This is a genomic window from Streptomyces coeruleoprunus, from assembly GCF_039542925.1.
GTDB classification, from domain to species: domain Bacteria; phylum Actinomycetota; class Actinomycetes; order Streptomycetales; family Streptomycetaceae; genus Streptomyces; species Streptomyces coeruleoprunus.
Genome location: NZ_BAABIT010000001.1, coordinates 2,633,229 through 2,652,069, shown reverse-complemented (window position 1 = coordinate 2,652,069; position 18,841 = coordinate 2,633,229). Strand labels below are relative to the sequence as shown.

Annotated in this window: 17 protein-coding genes; 11 read left to right on the top strand and 6 right to left on the bottom strand. The window is 72.1% G+C overall.

All coding sequences use genetic code 11. From position 1 onward, the window contains the following. Window positions 1-97 precede the first annotated feature (97 nt). Window positions 98-1,204 carry a hypothetical protein gene (locus ABEB09_RS11350; protein WP_345693910.1) on the bottom strand — a complete coding sequence of 369 codons (1,107 nt, stop codon included), beginning with the start codon at window positions 1,202-1,204 and terminating at the stop codon, window positions 98-100. Between the two features lie 60 nt (window positions 1,205-1,264). Here ABEB09_RS11350 and ABEB09_RS11345 point away from each other — a divergent pair, with 60 nt between their 5' ends. Further along, the gene (locus ABEB09_RS11345; protein WP_345689706.1) at window positions 1,265-2,419 is read left to right on the top strand and encodes a cystathionine gamma-synthase; all 1,155 of its coding nucleotides are present in this window, start codon (window positions 1,265-1,267) and stop codon (window positions 2,417-2,419) included. A gap of 19 nt (window positions 2,420-2,438) precedes the next feature. Here the strand turns inward: ABEB09_RS11345 and ABEB09_RS11340 are convergent, their stop codons facing one another. The 3 genes from ABEB09_RS11340 to ABEB09_RS11330 are packed head-to-tail and all read right to left on the bottom strand — an operon-like array spanning window position 2,439 to window position 3,688. After that, on the bottom strand, window positions 2,439-2,702 hold the full coding sequence (locus ABEB09_RS11340; RefSeq protein WP_345689704.1) for a hypothetical protein: 264 nt from the start codon (window positions 2,700-2,702) through the stop codon (window positions 2,439-2,441). Next, window positions 2,699-3,130, bottom strand: coding sequence for a sigma factor-like helix-turn-helix DNA-binding protein (locus ABEB09_RS11335; protein ID WP_345689702.1), 432 nt, complete (start codon window positions 3,128-3,130; stop codon window positions 2,699-2,701). Before ABEB09_RS11335 ends, ABEB09_RS11340 begins: the two co-directional genes overlap by 4 nt. Before the next feature lie 45 nt (window positions 3,131-3,175). Continuing rightward, a complete protein-coding gene (locus ABEB09_RS11330) occupies window positions 3,176-3,688 on the bottom strand; it encodes a MarR family winged helix-turn-helix transcriptional regulator (protein ID WP_345689700.1) in 513 nt (170 codons plus the stop codon). A gap of 124 nt (window positions 3,689-3,812) precedes the next feature. On the opposite strand from ABEB09_RS11330, the gene ilvA reads away from it, so the two are divergent. The 3 genes from ilvA to ABEB09_RS11315 all read left to right on the top strand — a co-directional run bounded on the left by ilvA (window position 3,813) and on the right by ABEB09_RS11315 (window position 7,078). Continuing rightward, window positions 3,813-5,042 (top strand): threonine ammonia-lyase, encoded by a 1,230-nt coding sequence (gene ilvA / locus ABEB09_RS11325; protein WP_345689698.1) that lies wholly within the window; start codon window positions 3,813-3,815, stop codon window positions 5,040-5,042. A gap of 159 nt (window positions 5,043-5,201) precedes the next feature. Then, window positions 5,202-6,218, top strand: coding sequence for an ATP-binding cassette domain-containing protein (locus tag ABEB09_RS11320; protein ID WP_345689696.1), 1,017 nt, complete (start codon window positions 5,202-5,204; stop codon window positions 6,216-6,218). After that, window positions 6,215-7,078, top strand: a complete 864-nt coding sequence (locus ABEB09_RS11315) for an ABC transporter permease (RefSeq protein ID WP_380841511.1) — start codon at window positions 6,215-6,217, stop codon at window positions 7,076-7,078. The genes ABEB09_RS11320 and ABEB09_RS11315 overlap by 4 nt, the downstream gene beginning before the upstream one ends. A 100-nt stretch (window positions 7,079-7,178) precedes the next feature. Here the strand turns inward: ABEB09_RS11315 and greA are convergent, their stop codons facing one another. Then, the gene (gene greA / locus ABEB09_RS11310; RefSeq protein WP_345689694.1) at window positions 7,179-7,676 is read right to left on the bottom strand and encodes a transcription elongation factor GreA; all 498 of its coding nucleotides are present in this window, start codon (window positions 7,674-7,676) and stop codon (window positions 7,179-7,181) included. A 207-nt stretch (window positions 7,677-7,883) separates the two neighbouring features. After that, entirely contained in the window at window positions 7,884-8,285 is a 402-nt protein-coding gene (locus ABEB09_RS11305; protein ID WP_345689692.1) for a DUF4307 domain-containing protein, read from the bottom strand. A 96-nt stretch (window positions 8,286-8,381) separates the two neighbouring features. On the opposite strand from ABEB09_RS11305, the gene mca reads away from it, so the two are divergent. From mca to ABEB09_RS11270, 7 genes are all read left to right on the top strand, one after another. Further along, window positions 8,382-9,263, top strand: coding sequence for a mycothiol conjugate amidase Mca (gene mca, locus ABEB09_RS11300; protein WP_345689690.1), 882 nt, complete (start codon window positions 8,382-8,384; stop codon window positions 9,261-9,263). After that, on the top strand, window positions 9,256-9,498 hold the full coding sequence (locus ABEB09_RS11295) for a hypothetical protein (RefSeq protein ID WP_345689688.1): 243 nt from the start codon (window positions 9,256-9,258) through the stop codon (window positions 9,496-9,498). Before mca ends, ABEB09_RS11295 begins: the two co-directional genes overlap by 8 nt. A 70-nt stretch (window positions 9,499-9,568) precedes the next feature. Continuing rightward, window positions 9,569-11,596 carry a thioredoxin domain-containing protein gene (locus ABEB09_RS11290; RefSeq protein ID WP_345689686.1) on the top strand — a complete coding sequence of 676 codons (2,028 nt, stop codon included), beginning with the start codon at window positions 9,569-9,571 and terminating at the stop codon, window positions 11,594-11,596. Window positions 11,597-11,876: 280 nt separating this feature from the next. After that, window positions 11,877-13,133 carry a glycosyltransferase gene (locus tag ABEB09_RS11285; RefSeq protein WP_345689684.1) on the top strand — a complete coding sequence of 419 codons (1,257 nt, stop codon included), beginning with the start codon at window positions 11,877-11,879 and terminating at the stop codon, window positions 13,131-13,133. Then, complete coding sequence (locus ABEB09_RS11280) at window positions 13,130-14,767, top strand: ArnT family glycosyltransferase (RefSeq protein WP_345689682.1); 1,638 nt, start codon at window positions 13,130-13,132, stop codon at window positions 14,765-14,767. Before ABEB09_RS11285 ends, ABEB09_RS11280 begins: the two co-directional genes overlap by 4 nt. After that, complete coding sequence (locus ABEB09_RS11275; protein WP_345689680.1) at window positions 14,764-15,936, top strand: glycosyltransferase; 1,173 nt, start codon at window positions 14,764-14,766, stop codon at window positions 15,934-15,936. The genes ABEB09_RS11280 and ABEB09_RS11275 overlap by 4 nt, the downstream gene beginning before the upstream one ends. Further along, window positions 15,933-18,329 carry a galactose oxidase early set domain-containing protein gene (locus tag ABEB09_RS11270; protein WP_345689678.1) on the top strand — a complete coding sequence of 799 codons (2,397 nt, stop codon included), beginning with the start codon at window positions 15,933-15,935 and terminating at the stop codon, window positions 18,327-18,329. The genes ABEB09_RS11275 and ABEB09_RS11270 overlap by 4 nt, the downstream gene beginning before the upstream one ends. Window positions 18,330-18,841 lie beyond the last annotated feature (512 nt).

The following is an 18,841-nucleotide window of genomic DNA, read 5'->3' as shown; positions in this document are numbered from 1 at the left end:
TGGGGGGAAGCGGAGTATGGCCCACCGCCGGTACGGGTCGCAAGCGCGTTCCCGTACCGGCGGCGGCGTCGTCATCGGGCCCGGGCGGGCCCGTGTCCTAGCGCGGCAGCGTCGCCGGGCTGCCGCCGTTCGCCTCGTACCCGGCCACCGCCAGCGCCCGGTACACCGCGTACTGCGCCGCCGGGTCCTCGCTCATCGTCCAGGGCAGCGCCCCGACGTGACCGTCCACGTGCACGATCTGGTCCATGGCCTCGGCCCAGCGCTGCGCGCCCACCAGGAAGTGGATCAGCAGGTGCCGGACGTGCGCCAGCATCGGGTCGTCGGGGCGGGCCGACTGCACCGCGAACAGCGCGCCCTCCATCGCCTTCGACACCACCGCGGTGCCGTAGAAGTCCCGCACCAGCGCCACGTCCGGCAGGTGCTCCCACACCGCGAACAGCGGCAGCGCCGCCAGCAGCGAGCCCTGCGGGGCGCGCGCCGCCGCGGCCGTCGCGAACCGGTCCGCGTCCTGGCGCGAGCCGTGCCACTTCTCGCACCAGAAGTGCAGCGCGGCGATGTGCGCGCCCATGTGCTGCGGGTTCCGGTCGATGACCTTCGCCCACACCTGGTCGAACTGCTCGTGCGAGTAGCCAAGACCGCGCGCCACGGCCAGCTCCACGATGTACGGGACGGAGTCGCCGGGCGCCAGCAGCGCCGCCTCGCCGCACACCGTGCGGGCCTCTTCGAGGATGATCCGGAAGTCGTCCGTCCCGGCCGTCGACGACCGCCACGCCTGCTGCACCAGGAACTCCGCGTGCACCGCGGCGCCGCCCGCGTCCTTCGGCGCCTCCGCCCGCCACGCCCGCAGCCAGGACCCGCCCGTCCCCGGCTGCTGCTGGAGCTCCAGGGCGGCCGCGCCCGCGAAGGCCTGCACGCGCTGCCAGCGCTCCTCGCTCTCCTTCGGCGTGCCCGCCAGCAGCTGCGAGGCGGCCCGCCAGTCCTGGGTCCGCTGCACCACGTCCAGCACGTCCAGGAGGTCCTGGTCGGGACCGGGCATCCGGACGTCGAGGAGCTCCTGGCGCACGAACCCGTACGCCAGCGGATCGGCCGCGTCCGGTGCGCCGGGCTCGACCAGCCGGATGCCGCCGGAGCGGCGCCGCAGCAGCCACGGCGCGACGACGGCCGCGATCAGGCCGACGGCGAACAGGACCCAGAGAATCTCCACCATGCGCCCATTGTCGCGGACGCTCGGGGAACCCCTCCGTCCGGCATTACGCTCGGCCCCATGAGCGACGAGCACACCCACCAGAACTTCGAGACCCGCGCCATCCACGCGGGCAACACCGCCGACCCGCTGACCGGCGCGGTCGTCCCGCCCATCTACCAGGTGTCCACCTACAAGCAGGACGGTGTGGGCGGTCTGCGCGGCGGCTACGAGTACAGCCGCAGCGCCAACCCGACGCGCACGGCGCTGGAGGAGAACCTCGCGGCGCTGGAGGGCGGCCGCCGCGGCCTGGCCTTCGCGTCCGGCCTCGCCGCCGAGGACTGCCTGCTGCGCACGCTCCTCGTCCCCGGCGACCACGTCGTCATCCCGAACGACGCCTACGGCGGCACGTTCCGGCTGTTCGCCAAGGTCGTCTCGCGGTGGGGGATCGAGTGGTCCGTCGCCGACACCTCCGACCCGGCGGCGGTGCGGGCCGCGATGACCGACCGTACGAAGGTCATCTGGGTCGAGACGCCGTCGAACCCGCTGCTCGGCATCACCGACATCGCGGCCGTCGCCGACGTGGCCCGCACGGCGGGCGCGAAGCTGGTCGTCGACAACACCTTCGCCTCGCCGTACCTCCAGCAGCCGCTGGCGCTGGGCGCGGACGTCGTGGTGCACTCGCTCACCAAGTACATGGGCGGCCACTCGGACGTCGTGGGCGGCGCCCTGGTGACGGCCGACGAGACACTCGGCGAGGAACTGGCGTACCACCAGAACGCGATGGGCGCGGTGGCCGGCCCGTTCGACTCGTGGATCGTGCTGCGCGGCATCAAGACGCTCGCCGTCCGCATGGACCGGCACAGCGAGAACGCGTCGCGCGTGGTCGACATGCTGACCGGGCACCCGAAGGTCACCCAGGTCCTCTACCCGGGCCTGCCGGAGCACCCGGGCCACGAGGTCGCGGCCAAGCAGATGCGCGCCTTCGGCGGCATGGTGTCGTTCCGCGTCGCGGGCGGCGAGGAGGCCGCGGTCGAGGTCTGCAACCGCGCGAAGCTCTTCACGCTGGGCGAGTCCCTGGGCGGCGTCGAGTCGCTGATCGAGCACCCGGGGCGGATGACCCACGCGAGCGCGGCCGGTTCGGCGCTGGAGGTCCCGGCGGACCTGGTGCGCCTGTCGGTCGGCATCGAGAACGTCGACGACCTGCTGGCGGACCTGCGCCAGGCGCTGGGCTGACCCCCGGCAGGCCGGTCCGTCACCACGCCTCCAGCGGCGGCGTCGTCCCCATGGGCGGCGCCGCCCACGGCTGCACCACGGCCGCCCACACCGCGAACGCCACCACGGCGGCGGTGATCAGCAGCCACAGCACCGTGCCCCGCACCCGCTCCAGCCGCCGGACACGCGCCCCGTGGGCGAGGGCGCGGGCGAGCAGGTCCGGCGGAACGGCGGGCCGCGCCCCGGCGCCGAGGAGCCGCCGGACGTCCTGTTCCTTGAGGTCCCGGCCGTTCCCGCCGGTCACGGCGCGCCCGCCGGGGACGTCGCGCGCAGTGCCCGCACGGCGTGCCGGCACAGGGCCCGCACCCGCTCCTCGGGCAGCCCCATCAGGGCGGCGACCTGCTCCTCGTACAGCCCCTCGCGGTGGCGCAGGACCACGGCGAGCCGTTCGCGCGGGGTGAGCCGCGACAGGACGCCGCCGCGTCCCCGGTGGTGGCGCCAGGCCGCGCGGGCGAACCGCACGGTCAGTTCCCGGCGGGCCGCGATGTACGGGTCCTCGCCGCGCAGCCGGTCCCAGTGGGCGTACGTGGCGCCGAGCGCGGCGGCCAGCAGCCGCTGCGCGTGCGGATTGGCGCCCGGCGGCTCGGCGGGCTCGCTCGTCAGGAGCGTCGCGAGGTGCAGCAGCCGGCCTGCCGTACCCGCGACGAACACCGCGAAGTCCTCTGCGACCACACCCTCATCTGAGGACAGCCGGCAAGGCGGGTCAAGGGGCGTGCCTCAAGAGGAGGGCGTGGCCTCCGGATGGGCCGGCGGCAGGCCCGCCTGCCGGGCGGACAGCGCCGAGTTGAAGCGGGTCAGCAGCGTGCAGAACGACTCGCGCTCCGCGGCCGTCCAGCCCTCGGTGACCTGCGCCATCAGGTCGCGCCGCGAGCAGCGCACCTCCTCCAGCCGGGCCTGGCCGCGGGGCGACAGCTGGAGCACCACCGCGCGGCCGTCCTCGGGGTGCGAGGTCCGCTTCACCAGGCCGGTGTCGACGAGCGGCGCCACCTGGCGGGTCACGGTCGACGAGTCGATGCCCATGCCGGCCGCCAGCGCCTTGACGCCCATCGGGCCTTCCTGGTCGAGGCGGTTGAGGAGGAGGTACGCGGCGCGGTCCATCGAGTTGCGGAGCTGGCCGGTGCCCCCGAGGCGGGTCTGCTCGGCCCGCCGGGCGAAGACGGCCACCTGGTGCTGGAGGGCATCGAGGAGACCGGAGTCAAGATCAGTCGTCATGTCCTGTGAAGTGGGCATGGCTGTGTGGCTCTCTCGTGCGGCGGTCGGTTTGGTGGGGGACAGAGTACGCGGCCCCCAGCGCCTCCGTACCGGGGCTGCACAAACGAGATGGGACGCATCCTGAGCTGCGAGACTTGATGTCATGAGCTTCCGTACGCCTCGCCCCTTGCACCCGGTCCTCCTGGACGACGTGAAGGGTGCCCAGAAGATGCTGTCGGGGGTCGCCCGGACGACCCCGCTGGAGGGCAGCCGGCACCTGTCGCGGCTGGTGGGCGGCCCGGTGCACCTCAAGTGCGAGAACCTCCAGCGGACCGGGTCGTTCAAGCTGCGCGGAGCGTACGTGCGGATCTCGGGGCTGCGCCCGGAGGAGCGGGCCGCGGGCGTGGTCGCCGCGTCCGCCGGCAACCACGCGCAGGGCGTGGCGCTGGCCTCGTCGCTGCTGGGCGTGCGCTCGACGGTCTTCATGCCGGTCGGCGCCCCGCTGCCGAAGGTGGCCGCGACCCGCGAGTACGGCGCCGAGGTGCGGCTCCACGGGCACGTGGTGGACGAGACGCTGGCGGCGGCCCAGCAGTACGCGCGGGACACCGGGGCGGTGTTCATCCACCCCTTCGACCACCCCGACATCATCGCGGGGCAGGGCACGGTGGGCCTGGAGATCCTGGAGCAGTGCCCGGAGGTGCGCACGATCGTCGTCGGCATGGGCGGGGGCGGTCTGGCGGCGGGCATCGGCGTCGCGGTGAAGTCGCTGCGGCCCGACGTGCGGGTCGTCGGCGTGCAGGCGCAGTCGGCGGCCGCGTACCCGAGGTCGCTGGCCGTGGGGCATCCCGTCGCGGTCGACTGCCTGCCCACGATGGCCGACGGGATCATGGTGGGGCGGCCCGGCGACGTGCCGTTCGGCATCGTCAGGGAGTTCGTCGACGAGGTCCGTACGGTCTCGGAGGACGCGCTGTCCTCGGCGCTGCTGCTGTGCCTGGAGCGGGCGAAGCTGGTCGTCGAGCCGGCCGGCGCGAGCCCGGTGGCGGCGCTGCTGAGCACCCCGGAGGCGTTCGAGGGGCCGGTCGTGGCGGTGCTGTCGGGAGGCAACGTGGATCCGCTGGTGCTCCAGCGGATCCTCCGGCACGGCATGGCGGCGGCCGGCCGCTACCTGAGCCTGCGGCTGCGGCTCCCGGACCGGCCGGGCGCGCTGGCGCACCTGCTGGGCGTGCTGACCGTCGTGGACGCGAACGTGCTGGACGTGGGCCACGTCCGCACCGACCCGCGCCTGGGCCTGACGGAGGTCGAGGTGGAGCTGCACCTGGAGACGAAGGGCCCGGAACACTGCCAGGAGGTCCGCGCGGCGCTCCACGAGGCGGGCTACACGGTCATCGCCTGAGCCTTCCGCCTGCCGCGGAGGCTCCGCCCCCGGGCGGAGCCTCTTGATGATCGCGATATATCGCGTTAGTGTGTGGCCCACGCCATACGCTCGCCGGGCCGCCGTGCTCCGGCGTCCCTACGCTTGGGTGAGCGAATCACGCACAACGGGAGAACCCACATGCCAGGCGCCATTCATGCCGAAGGCCTGGTGAAGACCTTCGGCGACGTAAGAGCTCTGGACGGCGTGGACCTCGACGTCCCCGAGGGCACGGTCCTCGGCCTTCTCGGCCCGAACGGCGCCGGGAAGACCACGACCGTGCGCGTCCTCACCACGCTCCTCCAGCCGGACAGCGGCCGCGCGGTCGTCGCCGGGATCGACGTCCTCAAGCATCCCAACGAGGTCCGCCGCTCCATAGGCCTGTCCGGCCAGTTCGCCGCCGTCGACGAGTACCTGACCGGCCGCGAGAACCTGCACATGGTGGGACGGCTCTACCAGATGTCCGGCCGGGCCGCGAAGGCCCGCGCCGACGAACTGCTGGAGCGGTTCAACCTCGCCGACGCCGCCGACCGCATCACCAAGACCTACTCCGGCGGCATGCGGCGCAGGCTCGACCTGGCCGCCGCGCTCGTGGTCTCCCCGCCCGTGATGTTCATGGACGAGCCCACGACCGGCCTCGACCCGCGCAACCGCCAGGCGCTGTGGGAGGTCATCCAGGAACTCGTCGCGGGCGGCACGACGCTGCTGCTGACCACGCAGTACCTGGAGGAGGCCGACAACCTCGCCCATGAGATCTGCGTCGTCGACCACGGCCGGGTCATCGCCCGCGGCACCTCCGACGAGCTGAAGGCCCGCACCGGAGGCGAGCGCGTCGAGGTCGTCGTCCACGCGCCCGAGCACATCCCCACCGGCCGCGAGGTCCTCACCGTCTTCGGCAAGGGCGGCGACGTCACCGTCGAGGAGCACACCCGCAAGCTGACCGTCCCGGTCACCGGCGGCGCCAAGCTCCTCGCCGAGGTCATCCGCGAGCTGGACGCCCGGGGCGTCGAGATCGACGACATCGGGCTGCGCAGGCCCACCCTCGACGACGTCTTCATCTCGCTCACCGGCCACGCGGCGGAGGCCGCCGCCGAGGACGAGGAGAGCGCCGGCGACGACGTCCGCGACAGCGCCCGCAGGAAGGAGGCCGTGAAGTGACCGCCGTCACCGAGACCACCGCCGGCCCCGCTCACGCCCCGGTCCCCCGGCCCCGCGGCGGCATCGTCCAGTCGATCGGCGACTCCCTCGTGGTCGCCCGCCGCAACCTGATCAGGATGGCCAGGATCCCCGAGGTGGTGATCTTCGGGCTCATCCAGCCGATCATGTTCGTGGTGCTGTTCAGCTATGTCTTCGGCGGCTCCATGAACATCGGCGGGACGACGGACCCGTCCGTCTACCGCAACTTCCTCATGGCCGGCATCTTCGCCCAGACCGTCACGTTCGCCACGGCCGGCGCGGGCGCGGGCATCGCCGACGACATGCACAAGGGCCTCATCGACCGGTTCCGGTCGCTGCCGATGGCCCGGGGCGCCGTGCTCACCGGCCGTACGCTCGCCGACCTCGTGCAGACCGCGCTCACCGTCGTCGTCCTGACGGTCGTGGCGCTGCTCGTCGGCTGGCGGGTGCACGAGGGCATCCCCAAGGCGCTGGCCGCCTTCGCGCTTCTGCTGCTCCTCGGCTACGCGTTCTCGTGGATCGGCGCCCTCATCGGCCTGTCCGTGCGGACGCCCGAGGCCGCCACGTCCGGCGGGCTGATCTGGCTCTTCCCGGTCACGTTCATCTCGAACGCGTTCGTGGACTCGGGCCGTATGACGCCCTGGCTGCGGCACATCGCCGAGTGGAACCCGTTCAGCGCGACCGTGCAGGCCTGCCGGGAGCTGTTCGGCAACCCCGGCGTCTCGCAGTCGGACGCCTGGCCCATGCAGCACCCCGTGTGGGCGTCGATCATCTGGTCGGTGATCATCATCGCGGTGTTCCGCACGCTGGCGGTCCGCAAGTACCGCTCCGCCGCGTCCTGAGCCCCGCCCCGGACGCGAACGAACACGACAGAAGGCCGGTCCCGTGCGCCTCTCGGCGGCGAGGGGACCGGCCTTCGCGGTGTCGTGGACGCGTGGGGGCTCAGCCCTGGTAGGGCTTGGCCTCCAGGATCTTCACGGAAGCCTTCTTGCCGTTCGGCAGCTCGTACTCGGCGTCCTCGCCGACCTTCTTGCCGTTCACGCCGGTGCCGAGCGGCGACTGCGGGGAGTACGTCTCGATGTCGGAGCTCGCGTACTCGCGGGAGGCGAGCAGGAACGTCAGCGTGTCGTCCTCGTCGCCGTCGAAGGCGATCGTGACGACCATGCCGGGCGCGACGACGCCGCTCTCCGAGGGGGCCTCGCCCACCTTCGCGTGCTCCAGGAGCTGGGTCAGCTGGCGCACACGCAGCTCCTGCTTGCCCTGCTCCTCCTTGGCCGCGTGGTACCCGCCGTTCTCGCGCAGGTCGCCCTCCTCGCGCGCCGCCGCGATCTTGGCAGCGATCTCGGTTCGCGCGGGACCAGACAGGTACTCCAGCTCGGCCTTGAGCTGGTTGTACGCCTCCTGGGTGAGCCAGGTGACGTTCTCGCTGGTCTGGGTCACAGGTGCTCCTCGTCGGTGCTGGGAATACAAAGCATCGCCCTACCAGAAGGATGCAGCCTTACTGGGAGGGCGAAACCACGAGCCTAACAATTCGCGGCTCAAAGGGGGAGGACGAACGTCACGGAATTTAGGACTCCGCAGGTCAGCGCGTGATCTGTCACCCGCCGAACGGGTTTCCCGCTCCTTGGGAGCCTCCCGTGCGGGGGCTCAGTCCGCGGTGCAGCCCAGCAGCTCGGCGTTGGCCGCCCGGTCGGTCGTGCGCAGGCTCACCACGCGGTCGACCCGCGCCTCCGCCTCGTCGAACCGGAAGTCCTTGCGGCCCACCTCGGCGCGGTCCGCCGTCAGGGCCCGGACCGTGCAGTAGCCCTTCATGCCCGCGTCCTTACGGATCTCCAGGTGCACGTCGAGCCGGTCCTCGGCCGCCACGTCGAACTTGATGATCTCCCCGCTGAGCTTCTGGCTCGCGATGTAGTCCCAGCCCAGCCAGCCGATGAACGCCAGCATCAGGACGCCCAGCACCGAGCCCACGATCGTCAGCCGGCGGTCGGTGCGCTCCTCCGCGGAGCGGCCGTACCGGCCCTCGGGAAGCTGCTCACCAGCCGCGGTCATGATCGTTCCTCTCGTACGCGGAGCACGGAATATCCGGTGCGCCGATTCCGTCACTATAGAAGCCGAGCGACCTGACGAATCATTGAGGATCCAGTCTTGACTGAGCAGCTGCGACTGATGGCCGTGCACGCCCACCCCGACGACGAGTCGAGCAAGGGCGCGGCGACGATGGCCAAGTATGTGTCCGAGGGGGTGGACGTGCTGGTCGTGACCTGCACGGGCGGCGAGCGCGGCTCCATCCTCAACCCGAAGCTCCAGGGCGACACGTACATCGAGGAGAACATCCACGAGGTGCGCCGCAAGGAGATGGACGAGGCCCGGGAGATCCTGGGCGTGCAGCAGGAGTGGCTCGGCTTCGTCGACTCCGGTCTGCCGGAGGGCGACCCGCTGCCCCCGCTGCCCCAGGGCTGCTTCGCCCTGGAGGACGTCGACAAGGCGGCCGGCCGCCTGGTCCAGTCCATCCGTACGTTCCGCCCGCAGGTGATCACCACCTACGACGAGAACGGCGGCTACCCGCACCCCGACCACATCATGACCCACAAGATCACGATGGTGGCCTTCGAGGGCGCGACCGACGCGGAGAAGTACCCCGAGTCCGAGTACGGCCCCGTGTGGCAGCCGCTCAAGCTCTACTACAACCAGGGCTTCAACCGCCCCCGCACCGAGGCCCTGCACCAGGCCCTCCTGGACCGCGGCCTGGAGTCCCCGTACGGGGAGTGGCTCAAGCGCTGGGACGAGTTCGAGCGCGCCGCGCGCACCCTGACCACGCACGTCCCGTGCGCCGACTTCTTCGAGACCCGCGACCGGGCGCTGATCGCGCACCGTACGCAGATCGACCCGGACGGTGGCTGGTTCCGCGTCCCGATGGAGATCCAGAAGGAGGTCTGGCCGACGGAGGAGTACGAGCTGGCGAAGTCGCTCGTGGACACCTCCCTCCCCGAGGACGACCTCTTCGCGGGCATCCGCGACAATGCCTGACATGAGCGCACACCAGGCCCTGACCCAGCTCGTCCCTCTCGCCGCCAAGGACTTCGACCCGAACAAGGTGACGCCGGGCGTGCTCGGCTTCATCGTCTTCGCGGTCATGGCCCTGGGCGTGTGGATGCTGCTGAAGTCCATGAACCGCCACATGAACCGCGTGAACTTCGAGGAGGCCCCGGAGCCGGGCACCTCCCCGCAGACGGCTCCGGGCAAGGCCGCCACCCAGGAGTGACCGCCGGGCGGAGGGGGGACACCTCCCTCCGCCCGCGCGCACCGGCCGCCCCGTCCGGCAGGATGGGCTTATGCCGAACCGACTGGCGCACGAGACGTCCCCCTACCTCCTCCAGCACGCCGACAACCCGGTCGACTGGTGGCCCTGGTCCGGTGAGGCCTTCGAGGAGGCGCGGCGGCGTGGCGTGCCCGTGCTGCTGAGCGTCGGCTACAGCTCGTGCCACTGGTGTCACGTCATGGCGCACGAGTCCTTCGAGGACGAGGCCACCGCCGCGTACCTCAACGAACACTTCCTGTCCGTCAAGGTCGACCGCGAGGAGCGGCCCGACGTCGACGCCGTGTACATGGAGGCCGTGCAGGCCGCCACCGGGCAGGGCGGCTGGCCCATGACCGTGTTCCTCACGCCCGACGCCGAGCCCTTCTACTTCGGGACGTACTTCCCGCCCGCGCCCCGTCACGGCATGCCGTCCTTCCAGCAGGTCCTGGAGGGCGTGAGGGCCGCCTGGGACGACCGGCGCGACGAGGTCGACCGGGTCGCCGCCACCATCACCCGGGAACTCGCCGGCCGGTCCCTCGCGACCGTCGGCTCCGGCGTGCCCGGCGAGCCCGAGCTGGCCCAGGCGCTCCTCGGCCTCACCCGCGAGTACGACGACCGGTACGGCGGCTTCGGCGGCGCACCCAAGTTCCCGCCGTCCATGGTGATCGAGTTCCTGCTGCGCCACCACGCCCGCACCGGCTCCGAGGGCGCCCTGCAGATGGCCGCCGACACCTGCGAGCGCATGGCCCGCGGCGGCATCTACGACCAGCTCGGCGGCGGCTTCGCCCGCTACTCCGTCGACCGCGAGTGGGTCGTGCCGCACTTCGAGAAGATGCTGTACGACAACGCCCTGCTGTGCCGCGTCTACGCCCACCTGTGGCGCGCCACCGGCAGCGACCTCGCCCGCCGCGTCGCCCTGGAGACCGCCGACTTCATGGTGCGCGAACTGCGCACCAACGAGGGCGGGTTCGCCTCCGCGCTGGACGCCGACTCCGACGACGGGACCGGCAGGCACGTCGAGGGCGCCTTCTACGTGTGGACGCCCGAGCGGCTGCGGGACGTGCTCGGCGAGGAGGACGGCGCCTACGCCGCGCGGTACTTCGGCGTCACCGACGAGGGCACCTTCGAGCACGGCTCCTCCGTGCTCCAGCTCCCGCAGGGAGCCGGGGTCGCCGACGCCGAGCGCGTCGCCCGGATCCGGCAGCGGCTGCTTGCCGCCCGCGACGAACGGCCCCGCCCCGGCCGCGACGACAAGATCGTCGCCGCCTGGAACGGGCTCGCCGTCGCCGCGCTCGCCGAGACCGGCGCCCTGTTCGGCCGGCCCGACCTCGTCGAGCGCGCCACGGAGGCCGCCGACCTGCTCGTACGGCTCCACATGGACGACGGCGCCCGCCTCTCGCGCACCTCGAAGGACGGCCGTACCGGCGCCAACGCCGGGGTGCTGGAGGACTACGGCGACGTCGCCGAGGGCTTCCTCGCGCTGGCCGCCGTCACCGGCGAGGGCGTCTGGCTGGAGTTCGCCGGGTTCCTGCTGGACCTCGTCCTCGACCGGTTCCGCGGTGAGGGCGGCGAGCTGTACGACACCGCCCACGACGCCGAACAGCTCATCCGCCGCCCCCAGGACCCCACGGACAACGCCGCCCCCTCCGGCTGGACGGCCGCCGCCGGCGCCCTCCTGTCGTACGCCGCCCACACCGGATCCGACGCCCACCGCTCCGCCGCCGAGGGCGCGCTCGGCGTGGTCAAGGCGCTCGGGCCGCGCGCCCCGCGCTTCATCGGCTGGGGCCTGGCCACCGCCGAGGCGCTGCTCGACGGCCCCCGCGAGATCGCCGTCGCCGGCCCGCGTGACGACGAGGCCACCCGCGCACTCCACCGCACCGCGCTGCGGTCCACCGCGCCCGGCGCCGTCGTCGCCGTGGGCGCGCCCGACAGCGAGGAGTTCCCGCTGCTCAGGGACCGGATCCTGGTCGACGGACGGCCCACGGCGTACGTCTGCCGGCACTTCGTCTGCGACGCCCCTACCACGGACGCATCTGAACTATCCCGGAAACTGTCCAACTGACGTAGGAAACACGCTTTTTATCGGGACACCTCCTGACTGTCACCCATTGCCTCTATCCTCATCGGACGAGGAGGGGGTCCGTACGCGACTGGGGAGGCGCGCACGGACGTCGATCGAGGGCTGACGCAGGCCAGGGGGGTCCTGCCGCGTACGCCCCCTCAACCGACCGTCAGTCGACACATGGGGATCGTCCGCACCGCGGTCGCGCGACACACCGTCGTACACCAACACACCGGTTGACGGTGCGCGCTGCCCGGACGGTCCCAGGGGGGACCATTCCGTGCTGTTATCGCTGTTCATCGCTGCCATTTCGCTGGCGCTGTTCTGGATGGCCGCGTTCACGCTCTGGTGGCAGATGCACGCCTGGCGCACGCCCGAGACGCTGGCCGCGACCCGCTTCGCGCATCCCGACGGCGCCCAGGGGCTGTCGTTCTCGCTGCTGCTGCCCGCCCGGCACGAACAGCTCGTGCTGGAGCACACCATCGAGCGGCTCCGCGAGTCCACCCACCGGGACTTCGAGATCATCGTCATCGTCGGGCACGACGACCCGGAGACCGCCGAGGTCGCCGAGCGGGCCGCCGCCCGCGACCCCGGCCGCGTACGGGTCGTCGTCGACACCCACGAGACCAAGAACAAGCCCAAGGCCCTCAACACCGCCCTGCCGTACTGCCGCGGCGACATCGTCGGCGTCTTCGACGCCGAGGACCAGGTCCACCCCGAACTCCTCGCCCACGTCGACCACGCCTTCACCGCCACCGGCGCCGACGTCGTCCAGGGCGGCGTCCAGCTGATCAACTTCCACTCCAGCTGGTACGCCCTGCGCAACTGCCTGGAGTACTTCTTCTGGTTCCGCAGCCGCCTCCACCTGCACGCCGCCAAGGGCTTCATCCCGCTCGGCGGCAACACCGTCTTCGTCCGCACCGACGTCCTGCGCGAAGCCGGCGGCTGGGACCAGAACTGCCTCGCCGAGGACTGCGACCTGGGCGTACGCCTCTCCTCCGCCGGCAAGAAGGTCGTCGTCGCCTACGACGCCGACATGGTCACCCGCGAGGAGACCCCCGGCACCCTGCTCGCCCTGCTCAAACAGCGCACCCGCTGGAACCAGGGCTTCCTCCAGGTGTACCGGAAGCGGGACTGGCGGCGGCTGCCCACGCTCGGCCAGCGCATGCTCGCCCGCTACACGCTCATGACACCGTTCATGCAGGCCTTCACCGGCGTCGTCATCCCGGTCAACGTGGCGATCGCGCTGTTCCTCGACGTCCCCGTCGGGATCGCCGTCATCTCCTTCCTGCCCGCGCTCACGGCGCTCGTGACGTTCGTCTTCGAGGTCGTCGGACTGCACGACTTCGGCACCCAGTACGGCCTGCGCGTCCGGCTCGTCCACTACCTCAAGCTCATCGCCGGCGGCCCCTTCTACCAGGTCCTGCTGGCCGGCGCCGCCGTCCGCGCCGTCTGGCGCGAACAGCGCGGCCGCAGCGACTGGGAGCTGACCAGCCACGTCGGCGCCCACCTCGTACGGGAGGAGGCCACCCGATGACGTCCACCCTCACCCCGGCCGCCGCGTCCCGCAGCGGCCGCCGGCACCGCACCGGGCAGCAGCCCGTGCCGCTCACACCGTTCCCGCCCGCCCCGCGCTTCCGCCTCCGCTCCTCCCGCCCCGACCAGCTCCTGCTGCTCGGGCTGCTCCTGGCCATCGCCGTCGTCCAGGGCGTCAACATCGCCGGCTTCCCGTCGTTCAGCGACGACGAGGGCACCTACCTCGCCCAGGCCTGGGCGATCCAGCAGGGCCAGGGCCTCGCGCACTACGAGTACTGGTACGACCACCCGCCGCTCGGCTGGCTCCAGATAGCCCTGCTCACCTGGGCGCCCGCACTGATCGCCCCCGAGTCGATGACCGTCGGCGCGATGCGGTCGGTGATGCTGCTCGTCACCCTCGTCACGGCCGTCCTGCTGTACGTGCTGGCCCGGCGCCTCGCCCTGCCCAGGTGGACCGCCGCCCTCGCCGTCGCCCTGTTCGGGCTGTCGCCGCTCTCCGTCGAACTGCACCGCGAGATCTTCCTCGACAACATCGCCGTCGCCTGGATCCTCGCCGCGTTCGTGCTCGCCGCCTCGCCCAGCCGCCACCTCTGGCACCACTTTGCCGCCGGGATCTGCGCGGCCGTCGCCGTCCTGTCGAAGGAGACGATGCTGCTGGCGCTGCCCGCCGTCCTGTTCACCATGTGGCGCCACAGCCACCGCGACACCCGCAAGTTCGCGGTCACCGGAGCGCTCACCTCGTGCGTGCTGATCGGGCTCCTCTACCCGCTGTTCGCGCTGCTCAACAACGAACTCCTGCCCGGCAGGGGCCATGTGTCCCTCTGGGACGGCGTCGTCTACCAGCTGTCCAGGCCCGGCTCCGGCTCGATCTTCACCGACGGGTCCGGCGCCAACAAGGTCCTCGACTCCTGGCTGTACTACGACCGGGTCCTGCCCCTCGCCGGCCTCGCCGCCGCCCTGCTGCTCGCCGCCACCTACCGCTGGTCGGTGACCGCGCGGGCCACCGCGGGCCCGGCCTTCGTGGTCGTCCTGCTGGGCTCGGTCGCCGCCTTCCGCAGCTCCGGCTACCTGCCCGACATGTACATCATCCAGGCGCTGCCGTTCCTCGCGCTGTGCCTGGCCGCCGTCGCCGCGTCCGTCCGCGGCCTGCTGCACCGGCGGCTGCCCCGCACGGCCGCGATCGCCGCCTTCACGGCCCTGGCCCTCGCCGGCGCCGCGTACACCGTGCCGCACTGGTACGAGGGCGGGCGCACCGCCATGACCGACGACCCCAACGCCCGGTTCCGCGCGGCCGCCGCCTGGCTCGACCCGGCCGCCGGGCACGTCACCGACCCGGAGCGGCGCCGCGTCCTGGTCGACGACTCCCTCTGGCTGGACCTGGTGCACCACGGCTACCGGCCGGGCACGGGCGCCATCTGGTTCTACAAGGCCGACCTCGACCCGGCCGTCGGCAGAGTCCTCGACGACGGATGGCGGGACATCGACTACGTCGTCTCCACGCCCACCGTCCGCAGGGACGCCAAGGACCTGCCGACCGTGGCCGACGCGCTGAAGAACTCCACGGCCGTGGCCACGTTCGGCGAGGGCGAGCAGCGCGTGGAGATCCGCCGCACCCACGGCGGTGGCGCCCGGTGACGAGCCCCCTGATCCGCGACGCGGACCTCCGCGTCGCAGCGCCCGCGACGGCCGCCGTGACCGTCGTCGTCCCCACCTTCAACGAGGCGGACAACGTCCGCGAACTGCTCGGCCGGATCGCGGGGGCGTTCCCCGGCGACGTCCCGTTCGAGGTGCTGTTCGTCGACGACTCCACCGACGACACCCCCGACGTGGTCCGCGCGGCCGCGCCCGCCTTCCCGTTCCCCGTACGGCTCATCCACCGCGACGAACCGGCCGGCGGGCTCGGCGGGGCCGTCGTCGAGGGACTGCGGGCGGCGGCCGCCGACTGGGTCGTCGTCATGGACGGCGACCTCCAGCACCCGCCCGAGCTGGTGCCCGACCTCGTCGCCGAGGGCGAACGGACCGGCGCCGACCTGGTCGTCGCCAGCCGCTACGCCAAGGGCGGCAGCCGCGCCGGACTGGCCGGCGGCTACCGGCTGCTGGTCTCCGGTGCCTCCACCCTGCTGTCGAAGGCGCTGTTCCCGCGCCGCCTGGGCGGCGTCAGCGACCCCATGAGCGGGTTCTTCGCGGTCCGCAGGAAGGCCGTCGAGGCGGACGGCCTCCAGCCCCTCGGCTACAAGATCCTGCTGGAGCTGGTCGTCCGCTGCCGTCCCCGCACCATCACGTCCGTCGCCGAGGTGCCCTTCGCGTTCCAGGAACGGTTCGCCGGCACCTCCAAGTCGACGGCGCGCGAGGGGCTCCGCTTCCTCCAGCACCTGGCGGGCCTGCGCACCGGCACGGCGCTGTCCCGGATGGTCGTCTTCGGGCTCATCGGCCTGACGGGCTTCCTGCCGAACCTGGCCGCGCTGTACGTGCTGACCGGCGCGGGCCTGCACTACCTGCCCGCCGAGGTGCTGGCCAACCAGTTCGGCGTCACCTGGAACCTCCTGCTGACCGAACTGCTGCTGTTCCACCGCGAGCGGGCGCACCGCCACTGGGCGGACCGCTGGGCCCGCTTCGCCCTGCTCGCCAACGCCGACCTGCTGCTGCGCATCCCGCTCATCGCCCTGCTGGTGGCCGGGGCGGGGATGGCGGTGCTGCCCGCCACGGCACTCGCCCTCGTCGCCACGTTCGTGCTGCGGTTCGCCGCGACCCAGGCCCTGATCTACGTACCGCGTACCCGCCGTGAAGGAAGGGACGGCTCATGAACTCCCCCCGCAGGCGCCGCCGCCGCGCCCTCGCCGTGACCGCGCTGCTGGCCCTCGCCGCGAGCGGCCTGTCGCTGTCCACCGCCCCACCCGCCGAGGCGGGGACGAACCTGCTGGTCAACCCCGGCTTCGAAACCCTCAAGCCGGAAGGTACCCCCCGCTGCTGGGACATCTACGGCTGGGGCGACAACGACCACGGCTTCCGCCTCACCGACGACGCGCACGGCGGGCAGCGGGCCATGGAGGTCACGCTGACCCGCCGGGCCGACGGCGACCGCAAGGCGATGATGTACGAAACGCCCTCCTGCGCCCCCAACGTGACGCCGGGTCACCAGTACGACCTGTCCGTCTGGTACAAGTCCACGAGCCCCGACATCGCCGTCACCCTCTTCCGGCGGGACGTGCGCCAGGGCTGGGTGTACTGGACGGACGTGATGACCCCGCCGATGAGCGCCACGTACCGGCGCGCCGAGGTCCGCACCCCGCCCGTGCCGCCCGGCACCGACCAGATCACCTGGGGCGTCTCCCTCTACGGCACGGGCACGCTCACCACCGACGACTACACGATGGAGGACGCCACCGTCCCCGCCACCGGCGACGTGTGCACGGCGGGCGACGCCTGCACCAAGGGCGCGTGGGAGGTGCTGCCGTTCAAGAACCCGGTCCGCGCCATCCACGCGGTCGTCCTGAAGACCGGCAAGGTCCTGCTGGTCGCCGGTTCCGGCAACGACCCGGAGCGCTTCGCCGCCGGCACCTTCGAGACCGCGGTGTACGACCCCGCGAACGGCTCCTTCAAGACGATCAACACGCCCATCGACATGTTCTGCGCCGGACACGTCCAGCTGGCCGACGGCAAGGTGCTGATCATGGGCGGCAACAAGGGCTACCCGTCCGCCGACGGGAAGATCGGCTACCAGGGCTACAAGGACTCGTACGTCTTCGACCCGGACACCGAGACGTACACCCGCACCAACGACATGATCGACGGCCACTGGTACCCGTCGGCGACGGTCCTCGGCAACGGCGACGTGATCTCCTTCGGCGGCCTGCGCGAGGACTCGACGGGCTCGGTGACCGCCGAGCGGTGGTCCGCCGCCCAGAACAAGTGGCTGTCCCTCGGCGAGGTCAACCAGACCTGGTCGTACTGGGGGCTCTACCCGTCCATGATCCTCATGCAGGACGGCCGCCTCTTCTACTCCGGCAGCCATGTCTTCGGCAACGGCACGCCCGGGACCGGCGCCTCCATCTACGACTACGACGCCAACACCATCACCGACGTACCCGGCCTCCAGAAAAAGGACGAACGCGACCAGTCCGCCAGCGTCCTCCTCCCGCCCGCCCAGGACCAGCGCGTCCTCACCATCGGCGGCGGCAACATCGAGACGAACCCGGACGCGAACCGCCTGGTCGACATCATCGACCTCAAGCAGCCCGACCCCGCGTACCGGCCGGGTCCGCTCCTGCCGCAGGGCACCCAGTCGGTCAACGGCGCACCGCCGGCGCCGCAGACCGGCGCCCAGGGCAAGATGTACGTCTCCGCGGTCCTGCTGCCCGACGGCAAGGTCTTCGAGACGGGCGGCGCCCTCCACAACCGGGCCGACCCGGTCTACGAGGCGTCGATGTTCGACCCCACGACGAACACGTTCCAGCCCGGAATGGCCACCGACCCGGCGGACCGCGGCTACCACTCCTCGACTTTCCTGCTGCCGGACGGCCGCGTGATGTCCGTCGGGGACAACCCGGGCGACGGCTCCTTCACCGACAAGGTGTCCGTCTACACCCCGCCGTACCTCTTCAAGGGCCCGCGCCCGCAGATCACCTCGGTGGCCGGCGACCGCTGGAAGTACGGCGACACCCGGCGCATCACGGTGGACCGGCCGATCGTGCGGGCCGAACTCATCCGCCCCGCGGCCGTCACCCACTCCTCCGACCCCAACCAGCGCTTCGTGGACCTCCCGCTGACCGTCGTCGACGACACGACCATCGACCTGAACGTCACCAGCAACCCCAACATCGCCCCACCGGGCTGGTACATGCTCTTCGCGGTGGACGCGAACGGCGTGCCGTCGGTGGCGGAGTGGGTGCATGTGGGCGCGTCGGAGCAGGCGGTGGCCTCGCCCCACGTCCACGACTTCGCGAACGACCTCTCCAAGTCCCCGAAGCCGCGCCAGAAGCACCGCACCTCCGCCCCGGTCGGCCCTCAGGTCACCGGCTGCGACCGCCACTACGGCCCGGCGGACGTGTGCGTCCCGACAACGCTCCCGGCGACCGCGAAGAACCACTGCACCTGGCTCAAGTCCCAGGGCTACGCCCCCTTGAAACTCAACACCCGAAGGGACCCCCTACGCCTGGACCCGGACAGGAACGGCACCACATGCGACCACGGCCGGTGAGCTGCCCACGGGCGGGCGGGCCCACCCACCCCACCCCCCACCGGGGGTGAGCCGCCCACGGGCGGGTGGCCCCACCCACCCCCCACCGGGGGTGAGTCGCCCCCGGGCGGTCGGACCCACCCACCCCACCCCTCACCGGCGGTGAGCCGCCCGACGACGGGACGGGGGTGGACCGGGGGTCGCGCGCGCAGGATTGGCGGTGCCGGGACGTTTCGCTGTCGTGGCCCCGAGCGAGCCAATCTGAGCACGTGACCCCCGGGCCGCCCCCGGACTCACCCACCGTCGTGGCGCGCGCCGGGGCTGGGCCCTCAGGCCGGGTGGCCGTTCCGTCGTTGTGCCCACCCGTTCCTCCCCCAAGGACTACGTCCAGGGGGGACCCCCATGCGGAACGACTGCCCACAACGACGAAACGGCGGCACCGGCGCCAGCCCACAACGACGAAACGGCGGCACCGGCGCCAGCCCACAACGACGAAACGGCGGCACCGGCGCCAGCCCACAACGACGGAACGG

What these genes read in the sequence shown, in the direction of transcription:
- ABEB09_RS11345 (WP_345689706.1), top strand. Translation starts at nt 1,265, where the DNA reads ATGAGCGACGAGCACACCCACCAGAACTTCGAGACCCGCGCCATCCAC.
- ABEB09_RS11330 (WP_345689700.1), bottom strand. Translation starts at nt 3,688, where the DNA reads ATGCCCACTTCACAGGACATGACGACTGATCTTGACTCCGGTCTCCTC.
- ilvA (WP_345689698.1), top strand. Translation starts at nt 3,813, where the DNA reads ATGAGCTTCCGTACGCCTCGCCCCTTGCACCCGGTCCTCCTGGACGAC.
- ABEB09_RS11320 (WP_345689696.1), top strand. Translation starts at nt 5,202, where the DNA reads ATGCCAGGCGCCATTCATGCCGAAGGCCTGGTGAAGACCTTCGGCGAC.
- ABEB09_RS11305 (WP_345689692.1), bottom strand. Translation starts at nt 8,285, where the DNA reads ATGACCGCGGCTGGTGAGCAGCTTCCCGAGGGCCGGTACGGCCGCTCC.
- ABEB09_RS11295 (WP_345689688.1), top strand. Translation starts at nt 9,256, where the DNA reads ATGCCTGACATGAGCGCACACCAGGCCCTGACCCAGCTCGTCCCTCTC.
- ABEB09_RS11290 (WP_345689686.1), top strand. Translation starts at nt 9,569, where the DNA reads ATGCCGAACCGACTGGCGCACGAGACGTCCCCCTACCTCCTCCAGCAC.
- ABEB09_RS11280 (WP_345689682.1), top strand. Translation starts at nt 13,130, where the DNA reads ATGACGTCCACCCTCACCCCGGCCGCCGCGTCCCGCAGCGGCCGCCGG.
- ABEB09_RS11270 (WP_345689678.1), top strand. Translation starts at nt 15,933, where the DNA reads ATGAACTCCCCCCGCAGGCGCCGCCGCCGCGCCCTCGCCGTGACCGCG.